Here is a 10576-nt window from a genome sequence, read left to right on the forward strand (position 1 = left end):
CCGACCTGGCCCTCGTACGCGGCCACGGAGGCGGTGTTGATGATGACGCCGCGCTGGCCGTCCTCGTCCACGGTGTCTTGCGTGGACATGGCCTCGGCGGCCAGCCGCATGACGTTGAACGTGCCCACCAGGTTCACGGAGATGCAGGTCTGGAAGAGGTCGAGCGCGTGCACGCCCTTCTTGGAGACGATCCGGGCGGCCGGGGCGATGCCGGCGCAGTTGACCACCACGCGCAGCGGCGCGGCTTCGGTGGCCTTGGCGATGGCGGCCTTGACGTCGTCCTCGCTGGTCACGTCGGCGGCGAGGAGGGTGATGCCCTCGTCGATGCCCTGCTCGGCCGCCTTGTCGATGGACTGCTGGAGATCGAGGCCGAAGACGATCGCGCCCTTCTCGGCGAACGACCGCGCGGTGGCGTTGCCCAGGCCGGAGGCGGCGCCGGTGACGATGACGGAAGCACCCTTGATGTCCACGGGCGATGTCCTTTCACTAGGAACTGCAACGAATGTCCCCCCCAGTGTCCCAGAGACGAGGTCAGCGCACGTCGAAGGCCGTGCTCTCCCCCCGCACGGGGAACAGCCGGCCGTCGATCCCGCGGCCCGAGGCCGTGTAGACCACGCGGTACGCACCGGCCGGGGTGCCCGGCGGGATGTCCCAGGTGATGAGGGCGTTGGTGACGGTGAGCAGGCCCTCGAAGACGATCATCGTGGACCAGTCCCCGTCGTCGTGGACGCGTACCCAGCGGCCGTCGTCGCGACGTTCCACCGCGAGGTAGGTGTCCCCGCGGCGCAGGTCGGAGTTGGGGTGCGTGCCGCAGAACCGGACCGTCACGCGCTGGCCCACGCGGTACTCCGCCAGGGGCGGATCGAGGACGTCGCCGAACCGCCGGAAGGGGGCCGGGGTGTCCACGACCGGGTTGCCCAGCGGGGACACCGGGATGAGGCCGGTGAGGTCGCGCTCGGGGCCGCCGGGATCGAGCGGCGTCCCCGCCCGCATCGAGCGCGCCAGATCGGCGGCGACCTGCTGGATGGCCGGCAGGGTCCACGGCCCGAACGCCGTCGCGCCGCCCTCGTAGTTCTGCGCGGAGTACTCCTCGGGGGTGGTGACGTAGTGCCCGTAGGCGTTGGAGTAGCCCTGCACGGTGATGCGGTCCTCGGCCACGCCCAACTCGGCCGAGAGCGTGCGGCGCAGCCGCAATCCGGCCACGACGGTCGGCTCGAATCCCAGGCAGAACAGGTAGTGCCCGCCCAGTCGGACCAGGTGGAACGGGTAGACGCGCTGGATGGCGTTCGGCACCAGGCCCACCGGCAGCAGGACGTCCTTGGCGCCGTGCGCCTCGCGGAGCCAGGCGGGGACCACCACGTCGGTGACCGCCCTGACGGCGGGGTTTCCGCCGCGGTCGCCCTCGGCGAACGGCAGCTCGTCGCCGCCGCCGCCGTCCTCCTGGCTGCCGGAGGCGAACGCCGCCCCCAGCGCCGCGACGGCGGTCCGGTGCGCGCGGCCGTCGCCGGTGAACTCGGGGCGGATCTCGACCGCCGACATGTCCACCCAGCGGTGCCGGACGTCGATCCCGCCGCCCAGCGGCCGGACGCCGCGGTCCACCTGGTCCCGGGCCGCGGCGAACTGTCGCTCGCCGGTGATCCGGGTGTTGAGCCACTCGTCGGGCGTCGGGCCCCGCCCGGGCGCGAGGTCCAGATTGGGGCTCACGTCGCCGGGGTTGGTCTGCGCGAACGCGGTCACCAGCTCCGGCGTGCGGCCGGCCAGGTAGTCCTGCCCGGCCACCTCGCGCTCCCAGTGCCACGCGGCGTAGCCCTTGTTGTCCGAGGAGGCGATCCGGTTGTGCGAGGTCATCGAGGTGGCGTGCGCGGCGAACCAGTTCAGCACGCCGACCAGCCTGCCGTCGCGGGTGATCTGCAGCGACTGCGACCGCGGGTCGATCCCCGCGGGGAAGTGGGCGCGCTCGTCCGGGGAGTCGCGGTCGAAGGACCCGCGGGAGCGGTTGACGCCGGCGTCGTGCAGGGTTCCGGTCGTCACCCCGACGGTCGACGGCGCGAGGTCGCGATTCGCCATGCGGACCGCGTCGACGATCCCGGCGCAGTTGGCGTCGAACGTCACCGGACGGAAGCCGAGCATCGACAGGTCGACCATCGGGTGACCGGACGTCCCGCCCGGCGCGACGTGGGTGTGCGTGGCGGTGATGACCACGTTGCCCTCGTGGTAGGTGCCGCCGAACTCGGCGGCCAGGCGCCGCAGGACCTCCTGCTGGATCGACTGGAAGACCAGGCCGATCTCGGCGGTGACGTGGAGGAACCGGGGCGACGACGGCGAGTCGGCAAAGACGAAGGCGCGGGCCCGCTGCCTCAGGTGGAGCCCGACGGCGAGTTGCTCGGTGTCCGCGTACCCGTTCATGCCCGCGCCGAGCGGCTCGCCGGTCATGTCCCCGATGCCGCGGCCGACGAACATCGCTGTGGACTGCCCGGAGGCGGCCGCGGGCAGCAGCGACTGCAGGGCGGCGATCCCGCCGAGCGCGGCCGCCCCGCCCAGGACGGTGCGTCGGGGGACGCCGTGGTGGCCGGTGTCGCTGCGGGTCATCGGGGCTCCCTGGGTGGTGCGCGGGTCGGGGGTGAGACGCCGGGCCCCCGCGCTCGTTGCGCGGGGGCCCGGCTGTGGTGCGGTGGTGCTGTGGTGCTGTGATCCGGCCGGTCAGCCCTTGGCGGCGGCCAGGCGCTCGGCCACGTCCGCCCAGTTGATGACGTTCCAGAAGGCCTTGACGTAGTCCGGCTTGACGTTCTTGTACTGGAGGTAGAAGGCGTGCTCCCACATGTCCAGCATGAGCAGCGGGGTGATGTTGATCGAGATGTTGCCCTGCTGGTCGGTGAGCTGCTGGATCACCAGGCGCTGACCGATGTGGTCGAACCCCAGGACGGACCAGCCGGAGCCCTGCAGCGTGGTGGCGGCGGCGTTGAAGTGGGCCTGGAACTTGTCGAACGACCCGAAGTCGGCGTCGATCGCGGCGGCCAGGTCACCCTCGGGCCGACCGCCACCGTTCGGCGACATGTTCTTCCAGAACACCGAGTGGTTGGTGTGGCCACCGAGGTGGAAGGCCAGGTTCTTGCTCAGGAGCGGGGCCTTGGCGGCGATGCTGCCGTCCTCGCGCGCGGCGGCGAGCTGCTCGATCGCGTCGTTGGCGCCCTTGACGTAGGTGGCGTGGTGCTTGGAGTGGTGGAGCTCCATGATCTCGCCGGAGATGTGCGGCTCCAGAGCGCCGTAGTCGTAGTCGAGATCGGGAAGAACATACTCGGCCATCGTGGTGAGTCCTCTCAGTTGAGTGACGGGCTGCTCGCGGGCGTCGCCCGCGGCGCCCGTCACGACGTCCGTGTCCCACCATAGTGATGGCTCACCGCCTTCGTCGGCCACCGCACGAGCCGCCCCTCCGGCGGCGCAGCCCACCTGCCATGATCGGCATCGTGGATCACTCGGATACGCCCGCCGCGCGCGTCATCTCCGTCTCGGCCGTCGTGCTGACCCGACCCGACGGGGCGGTGGTCACGGTCCGGAAGTCGGGAACGGATCGCTTCATGCTCCCCGGCGGGAAGTGGGAATCGGGCGAGACGCCGCTGGAGTGCGCGATCCGCGAGATCGGCGAGGAGCTGGGCGTGACGCTGGCACCGGGGGAGCTCACCCCGCTGGGGCGCTTCGAGACCGCCACCGCCAACGAACCCGGGTTCCGGCTGGTCTCCGAGGTCTTTGCCGCCGAGGTCGACGGCGGGCAGGAGCCGCGGGCCGAGATCGCCGAGGCGCGCTGGGTGACCCCGGTCCAGCTGGAGGCGGTGTCCGGGCTCCCCGAGGACGACTGCGCCCCCTGGGCCCCGCTGCTCGTGCGGGTCGCTCGCGGGATGCGCGGGCACGGGAGCCCGCTACCGACCTGATCCGCCGGGGCCCACCTCGTCGCCGCCGAAACGCCCCGCCGCCACCGCGGCGAGGTACGCGCGGTAGTCCGCGGCCACCACGTCGGAGTAGTGACCGGCCCACTCGGCGATCGCGGCGGGGAACACGTCGCTCCTGCCCAGGTACCCGGCGACGGCGGCGCTGTTCGGACTCTGGGAATGGGCTCGGGCGAGGAGCGCGGCGCACAGCCGGCCGTACCGGACGACCCCCCGGGCCTTCATCCGGTCGAGGTCGAGGTCGCCCTTCATGTCGCGGAACTGGCGCCAGTAGAAGCTGTGGCCGGTGCTGCTCGAGCTCCAGCCCAGGAACGGGTCGGAGGCGGATTGGAGGATCCGCTGGCAGGTCACCACCCGGAAACCGTCCTCGGCGGCATCGATCCGCGACGGTTCCGCGAGCACGCTCCGGCCGGCCTCCTTGATCTGCAGGATCAACGGGGCCCCGGTGGACTCCTCCAGGAGGACGATCGCGCATCGGGTGCCCACGCTCCCGACGCCCACCACCCGTCGGGCGGCGTGCACCACGTGGAACTGCGACATCAACAGCGCGAGGTCCGGGCGGAGGGAGGTGAGGTACTCGTCGAAGCGCTCGTGGATCTCCTCCAGCCCGTCCCTGCCCAGGGGCACCAGGACCGGGGGGTCGTGGACGATCCGGTGATCCCCCTCCGGGCCCTCGGTCGTGATCTTGGTCAGCACCTGCTCGGAGGTCCGGCGCCGCGCCCGTCGCAGGGAGCGCTCGATGCTCTGCGTCTCGTGCGTCTCCGCGGCGTCGAGCAGCCAGTCCGCGTCGACCGAGGAGAAGTAGCGGTCCAGGGAGGATTCCCGGACCTTCACGGCCAACGCGTCGCGGTAGACGCTGACCACGGAGGCGACCGCCTCCGCCCGGGCCGCGGAGTCGACCGCCTTCTCCCTGAGGACGAGGTCCACGGAGACGGCCAGCCTCTTGACGTCCCACTCCCACGCGCCGATCCACGCCTCGTCGAAGTCGTTGAGGTCAAAGACGAGCCTGCGCTCCGGGGTGGCGTACAGGCCGAAATTGCTCACGTGGGCATCGCCGCAGATCACCAGGTCGATGCCGGTCGACGGCCCGGCGGCCAGGTCCGCGGCCATCACGTCGGCCGTCCCGCGGAAATAGGCGAACTCCGACTCGCTCATCCGTTCCGCGCGCACCCCGAGGAGGTCGGGGAGCCGGCCGACCTCCGTCCGCTCGATCACGGCGAGCGGATCGCGGTGGTCCGGGGCGGCGAGCTCCCGGTGGGAGCTGCGCGGGCACCCGGAGCGCAGCGCGCGGCCGGCGTCCACGGCCCGGCCGGTCGGGGCGCCCGGCGGGAGGAGGTTGCGGACCCGCAGGACGGTGTCCGCGCTGATCGGGGGTCTGTCCGTGGATGAGGTCATCCCCGATTCGACCACACGGGGTGGATCACACGGGGTCGATCACACTGGGGTCGATCACACGGGGTGGATCACAGCACGAGGAGCGCGAGGAGCACGATCAGCAGGAGCACCGCGCCGGCGACGCTGACCCGGAGGTTGCGACGGCGGACGTGGTCACTGCACCCGGAGCCCTCGAACGGCCGACCCGAGTCGCCGTCGAGGATCTCCCGCAGCTGCTGGGCGGCGGGCTTTGAAGTGGTCACGTCGAGCTCCCCCTCGGTCAATCTGCTGCCCACCCTAGCGCCGGCTGTGGCGTTCGTCACATCACACCGTGATCACGTTCCCGCGACGGGGTTACCCTGTGGCATGGGCTGGCTACAGGACGCGATCAGACATTCCGCGATGCGCACGGCGACCGAGGTGATCGACGCAGGATCGGCGTTGCCGGGCAGGACGGAGCGGGTGCCCGTGGCGCCGGCGAACCTCGCCACGGGACACCCCATGGTGCCGCCGTTCCCCGAGGGACACGAGGTGATCGTGCTGGGGATGGGGTGCTTCTGGGGTGCGGAGAAGATCCTGTGGCAGCTCGACGGTGTGTGGACCACGGCCGCCGTCTACGCCGGGGGGTGGACGCCGAACCCCACCTACGAGGAGACGTGCACCGGGCGGACCGGCCACACCGAGGCGGTGCTGGTGGTCTTCGATCCGGCAGTGCTGCCGGTCGAGAAGCTGCTCGCGACGTTCTTCGAGTGGCACGACCCCACCCAGGGCATGCGGCAGGGCAACGACCTGGGGACCCAGTACCGGTCGGCGGTGTTCACCACCACGCGGGAGCAGGAGGCCACGACCCGGCGCCTGGCCGCGGCGTACCAGAAGGAGCTGGACGCCGCCGGATTCGGGGCCCTGACCACGGAGTTCGGCATGCTCGAGGAGGTCAGGTCCGGGGAGTACTCGTACGCCGAGGACTACCACCAGCAGTATCTGCTCAAGAACCCGGGCGGGTACGACTGCCACGTGCGCAGCGGGGTGGCCTGCCCGATCTGATCGGCACACGAAAGGGCCCGGCCGGGATTTCTCCCGGGCCGGGCCCTCGTCGACGATCGTAAGAAGTCAGATTGCTCTGACCTCGGATCACATCGGGGTGATGTTCTCCGCCTGCAGGCCCTTGGCGCCCTGCGCGACGTCGAAGGAGACCTGCTGGTTCTCCTCGAGCGAGCGGTAGCCCGAGCCCTGGATGGCGGAGAAGTGCGCGAAGACGTCGGCCGAGCCGTCGTCGGGCGCGATGAAGCCGAAGCCCTTGTCAGCGTTGAACCACTTCACGGTGCCGGTTGCCATAGTGGCGTCCTTTCGAGAGTCGGCGCCCCGCTTGTCGGGACGCCTGATGTTGCAGCAGAGAGCGTGCTGTGTGTTTCCCTGCGGTGCCGCATCGTCCTCTCTCAAGGACGGTGGATCTACAGAAATACAACGTACGATTTCAACTACTGAGTATGACCCTACATGGTGGGAGGCCATCCGTCACCCCCGCCGGGTGACGGGCACGTGAACACCCGGTGCCGTGTCCTGTTCCGGGGTCGCTCTCCCGCCCGGGCCCGGCGAGACTGTGCACGTGAACTCCGACCTCGCCCGTGACCTGGATGCGCTCCTCGCCGACCTCTCCCGGGGCCGTCCCGGGCACGCGGCCGAGGTGGACGCGTGCGCGCCGACCCACCGCGGCGGCGCGCTGAACCTCGTCGACTACGCGACCCTGCGCCGGCACGACCTCCGGGACCTGCAGGACCGGTTGCTCGACGTGGGGGTCTCGCCGTTGGTCGGCTGCGAGGACGACGTGGAGATGGCTCTCGGCGCGGCCCGTGCGGCGGTGGCCGCGCTCCGCGGTGAGGATCCGGCCGCCTTCGCGGACCGCGAGGCCACGGCCGCCGCCCGCGATGCCGGGGAGGCCGCGTTGGCGGACCATGCGGACGACCTCCTGGGCCGGGCCCGTCACGGCCGGTCGGGACGGGTCATGGTGACCTTGCCGTCGAAGGCCGCCGACGACCCCGGATTCGTCCTGGACCTCGCCGAGCGCGGGATGGACCTGGCGCGCATCAACTGCGCCCACGACGACCCGGAGCGGTGGGAGGCGATGATCGCGCACGTCCGCGCCGCGCAGGGGGCGGTGGGCAGGCGGATCCCGGTCTCCATGGACCTGGCCGGACCCAAGTTGCGGACCGGGCCGATCGCCCTCGGCGCGCCGGTGGGGCGGGCCCGGGTCACGAGGGAGGACGACGGGACCGTCGTCGAACCCGCCCGTATCTGGTTGACCGCCGACGGCGTCGACCCCGCCGTGGCCCCGGCGCCGCCCGTCACCCGGGGCCGTGCGCCCCTGCGCGTGCGCGTCGACCCGGAGTGGTTGGCGGCCCGCTCACCGGGCGACGTGATCCACGTTCCCGACACGCGGCGGGTCGGGCGGCGGTTCACCGTGGTCTCCGCGGGGGCCGACGGGATGCTGGCCGAGGGCCAGCGCAACGCGTGGGTGCGGGACGGTACGACGATCGACTGCGATTTCGGGCGCACCCGCGTCCGCGGGATCCCCGCGGTCCCGCGCCGGATCCGGGTCCGGCGCGGGGACTCGATCCTGCTCACCTCGGACATGGAGCCCGTGGAGCCGCCGCGCCACGGCGGGGAGATAAGGCTGGGCTGCGCCCTGCCGGAGGTCGTGGAGGCGCTGTCGGTGGGGGACCGGGTGCTGTTCGACGACGGGGTGATCGCCGCGGAGGTGACCGCCACCCCGGGGGACGCCGCCGCGGACGGCCCGTGGGCCCGCCTGGAGGTGGTGCGCTGCCGCGAGGGCGGCCGCTGGCTGGGCTCCGAGAAAGGCATCAACGTCCCCGGGGTCGAGGTGGCCACCCCGGCCCTGACCGACGAGGACCGGCGGAGCCTGCGGTTCGCCGCCAGGCACGCCGACGTGGTGGCGCTGTCGTTCGTGCGCACCCGTCAGGACGTGGCCGATGCGGTCACCGCGCTACAGGAGGCTGCCGCCGAGACCGGCCGTGAGCTGGGTCTGCTGCTGAAGGTCGAGACCAGGCAGGCCTACCGCTCGCTGCCGGCGCTCCTGCTCGAGGCCATGCGGCACGACAGGGTGGGCGTGATGATCGCCCGCGGGGACCTGGCCGTGGAGATGGGCTTCGAGTCGCTCTCGGAGATCCCGCGCAACATCACCCTGATGTGCCAGGCGGCCCGGGTGCCGGTCGTGCTGGCCACCCAGGTGTTGGAATCCCTCACCAAGACCGGCATGCCGTCCCGCGCCGAGATCTCCGACGCGGGCTCGGCGCAGCGGGCGGAGTGCGTGATGCTCAACAAGGGCCCGTACGTGGCGGAGGCGATCGAGACGCTCGACGCGATCCACTCCCGGATGGGCCGGATCCAGCGCAAGGCGCTGCCGCTGATGCGCCACGTGGACAGCTGGGACTGACCCCCGGCACCGGCACCGACCGCGCACGTCGGCCGCCCGGCCTGTGCCAGCATGGTCGCCATGACCACACCGCGGCGGACCGGCCGGTGGCGCTGGGTCGCCCACCCGCCGTGGCGGCCCCCGCTGCAGGGCACCCGTCCGCCCCCGCCGCGGTACCGCGCGGGCCCCGCGTGGGGTGACCGGACACCCGCCTACCCGGCGACCCCGAGATGGGGCCTGCCGCTGGTCGCGATCCCCCCTCGCACGGACCGGCCGGAGCGACCGTCGCGCGCGTGGCCGGCCGCTGCCGCGCCCGGGATCGTCACCGCGGCGGGGACCTGGTTCGCGGCGTCCGCCGTGGCGCACGGTCTCCGCTACGCGGCCCTCGCCTGGTACGACGATCGTCTGGCCCCGTGGTGGGTCGAGGCCGCCACAACCGCGCTCGTGTGGGTGGCCGGGGCCGTGGCGCTCCTCGTCGGTGCCGCGGCGGCCGTCGCGGCCACGGCATGGCTCGTCGAGACGCGCCGACGCGTGTACGACCCCGCCCCGGACCCGCGGAGACGGGCGGAGCTGTGGATCGGCAGCCTCGTCGTCGTCGTCAACTGGGTTCGTCTCCCCGTCTACCTGGAGGAACTCCGCCGGGCCTCGCCCCGCGCACCCGGCAGGTCCGCCGTGCGCCGCTGGTGGGCGGCCTTCACCGTCAACGGTGTGCTGGTCCTGGCCGCGTGGTGGCGCAGCACCGGAGACAGCCCCCAGGCCGCCGCCGACACGGTGCTGCTCGCCGGCCTGGCGGCCCTCGCGGCGGTGTGGGTGGTCCGGGAGACACGGTCCGTCATGCGGAGTTTCGGCGACCCTTCCCCGCGGTTCACCCGGCGGCTGCTCGTGCGGGGGATGGTAGGGGCACCCGCATCGCGAGAGGAGTGAGATGACGGTCCCGGTGACCACCCATCCGCCGTCCCCCGTGTCCACACGGAGTGGGGTCGTGGCCCATCGCGGCGCCTCGGCCCAGTTCCCCGAGCTCACCCTCGTCGCCTTTCAGCAGGCGCTGGAACAGGGCGCGGAGGCCCTCGAGGTGGACATCCGGCTCACCGCCGACGGCGTCCCGGTGCTGCTCCACGACCCCCGGACCACGCGGGTGGCGGACCGCGACCTGTGGGTCCACTCCAGCACCCTGGACCAGCTCGCGACCCTCGACCTGGGGAGCTGGCACCCCGTGCACCGCGCGCCCGAGCCGCTGCTGACGCTGCGGAGCTTCCTCGTGATGGCCGAGGCGTTCCCGCAGGTCAGGCTGTTTCTCGAGACCAAGCACCCGGTGCCGTCGGGAGGGCGCGTGGAGGCGGCCCTGCGCGACGAGCTCAGGTACTTCGGCATGGACCGGCCCGCGTCGTTCGCCGACTCCCGCGCGGTCATGATGAGTTTCTCGGTGATGGCGGTGCGCCGGTTCCGTCAGTTGGCGCCGGAGATCCCCGCCGTGCAGTTGCGCGAGCGACGGAACGTGCTCAAGTCGTGGCCGGCCGAGGGGGTCGGCGCCCAACTGATGGGCCCGAGCATCGGGGCGCTCCGGGCCCGGCCGTGGCTGGTCGAATACTGGCGGTCGCGGGGGATGGGCACCTACTGCTGGACCGTGGACGACCCGGCCGATCTGCTCCTGTGCCGGGACCTGGGCGTGGACTGGGTGGGGACCAACGTCCCGTCGCGGGCGCTGACCGTCCTCGACGGGGGCGTGCCCCGGGCTGAGGGGCCGGCGGCGGGCTGAGTTCTCGGAGGTGGGGCTCGCGGCGGGCCCGGGTCTGCTCCGGCCACGTGCGCTGCGGCTGCGACGTGCGCTGCG

The 10576-nt window shown here is 72.4% G+C and carries 11 protein-coding genes; 5 read left to right on the plus strand and 6 right to left on the minus strand.

Annotation, left to right across the window (positions count from 1 at the left end; genetic code table 11):
* The 3 genes from B4M60_RS03705 to B4M60_RS03715 all read right to left on the minus strand — a co-directional run.
* Positions 1 to 470: SDR family NAD(P)-dependent oxidoreductase (locus B4M60_RS03705; protein ID WP_291080399.1), on the minus strand; the 470-nt coding region annotated here is incomplete at its 3' end.
* Positions 471 to 531: 61 nt separating this feature from the next.
* Positions 532 to 2589: a neutral/alkaline non-lysosomal ceramidase N-terminal domain-containing protein gene (locus tag B4M60_RS03710; protein ID WP_291080402.1), complete on the minus strand. Its 2058-nt coding sequence runs from the start codon at positions 2587 to 2589 to the stop codon at positions 532 to 534.
* Between the two features lie 111 nt (positions 2590 to 2700).
* Positions 2701 to 3303 carry a superoxide dismutase gene (locus B4M60_RS03715; protein WP_291080404.1) on the minus strand — a complete coding sequence of 201 codons (603 nt, stop codon included), beginning with the start codon at positions 3301 to 3303 and terminating at the stop codon, positions 2701 to 2703.
* 161 nt (positions 3304 to 3464) lie between these two features.
* Here B4M60_RS03715 and B4M60_RS03720 point away from each other — a divergent pair, with 161 nt between their 5' ends.
* A complete protein-coding gene (locus B4M60_RS03720) occupies positions 3465 to 3926 on the plus strand; it encodes an NUDIX hydrolase (protein ID WP_291080406.1) in 462 nt (153 codons plus the stop codon).
* On the opposite strand, the gene B4M60_RS03725 is transcribed toward B4M60_RS03720, so the two are convergent.
* Together B4M60_RS03725 and B4M60_RS03730 are read right to left on the minus strand one after the other, a co-directional pair.
* Positions 3915 to 5336, minus strand: coding sequence for a DUF2252 domain-containing protein (locus B4M60_RS03725; protein WP_291080408.1), 1422 nt, complete (start codon positions 5334 to 5336; stop codon positions 3915 to 3917). The genes B4M60_RS03720 and B4M60_RS03725 overlap by 12 nt on opposite strands.
* Positions 5337 to 5404: 68 nt before the next feature.
* Positions 5405 to 5578, minus strand: a complete 174-nt coding sequence (locus B4M60_RS03730; RefSeq protein WP_291080410.1) for a hypothetical protein — start codon at positions 5576 to 5578, stop codon at positions 5405 to 5407.
* 139 nt (positions 5579 to 5717) lie between these two features.
* On the opposite strand from B4M60_RS03730, the gene msrA reads away from it, so the two are divergent.
* The gene (gene msrA / locus B4M60_RS03735) at positions 5718 to 6359 is read left to right on the plus strand and encodes a peptide-methionine (S)-S-oxide reductase MsrA (RefSeq protein ID WP_291080412.1); all 642 of its coding nucleotides are present in this window, start codon (positions 5718 to 5720) and stop codon (positions 6357 to 6359) included.
* 87 nt (positions 6360 to 6446) lie between these two features.
* Here msrA and B4M60_RS03740 read toward each other — a convergent pair whose 3' ends face one another.
* A complete protein-coding gene (locus tag B4M60_RS03740) occupies positions 6447 to 6650 on the minus strand; it encodes a cold-shock protein (protein WP_007629661.1) in 204 nt (67 codons plus the stop codon).
* A gap of 271 nt (positions 6651 to 6921) precedes the next feature.
* Here B4M60_RS03740 and B4M60_RS03745 point away from each other — a divergent pair, with 271 nt between their 5' ends.
* From B4M60_RS03745 to B4M60_RS03755, 3 genes are read left to right on the plus strand one after another with little or no spacing between them, the layout of a single operon-like run.
* Positions 6922 to 8766: a pyruvate kinase gene (locus B4M60_RS03745; RefSeq protein WP_291080421.1), complete on the plus strand. Its 1845-nt coding sequence runs from the start codon at positions 6922 to 6924 to the stop codon at positions 8764 to 8766.
* A 60-nt stretch (positions 8767 to 8826) separates the two neighbouring features.
* Positions 8827 to 9669 carry a DUF4328 domain-containing protein gene (locus B4M60_RS03750; RefSeq protein ID WP_291080423.1) on the plus strand — a complete coding sequence of 281 codons (843 nt, stop codon included), beginning with the start codon at positions 8827 to 8829 and terminating at the stop codon, positions 9667 to 9669.
* A 37-nt stretch (positions 9670 to 9706) separates the two neighbouring features.
* Entirely contained in the window at positions 9707 to 10501 is a 795-nt protein-coding gene (locus tag B4M60_RS03755) for a glycerophosphodiester phosphodiesterase family protein (protein ID WP_291080425.1), read from the plus strand.
* The last annotated feature ends 75 nt before the right edge of the window (positions 10502 to 10576 follow it).

Source organism: Dietzia sp. UBA5065 (assembly GCA_002415925.1).
Taxonomy (GTDB): Bacteria; Actinomycetota; Actinomycetes; order Mycobacteriales; family Mycobacteriaceae; genus Dietzia.

What these genes read in the sequence shown, in the direction of transcription:
- B4M60_RS03710 (WP_291080402.1), bottom strand. Translation starts at nt 2,589, where the DNA reads ATGACCCGCAGCGACACCGGCCACCACGGCGTCCCCCGACGCACCGTC.
- B4M60_RS03715 (WP_291080404.1), bottom strand. Translation starts at nt 3,303, where the DNA reads ATGGCCGAGTATGTTCTTCCCGATCTCGACTACGACTACGGCGCTCTG.
- B4M60_RS03725 (WP_291080408.1), bottom strand. Translation starts at nt 5,336, where the DNA reads ATGACCTCATCCACGGACAGACCCCCGATCAGCGCGGACACCGTCCTG.
- msrA (WP_291080412.1), top strand. Translation starts at nt 5,718, where the DNA reads ATGCGCACGGCGACCGAGGTGATCGACGCAGGATCGGCGTTGCCGGGC.
- B4M60_RS03740 (WP_007629661.1), bottom strand. Translation starts at nt 6,650, where the DNA reads ATGGCAACCGGCACCGTGAAGTGGTTCAACGCTGACAAGGGCTTCGGC.
- B4M60_RS03750 (WP_291080423.1), top strand. Translation starts at nt 8,827, where the DNA reads ATGACCACACCGCGGCGGACCGGCCGGTGGCGCTGGGTCGCCCACCCG.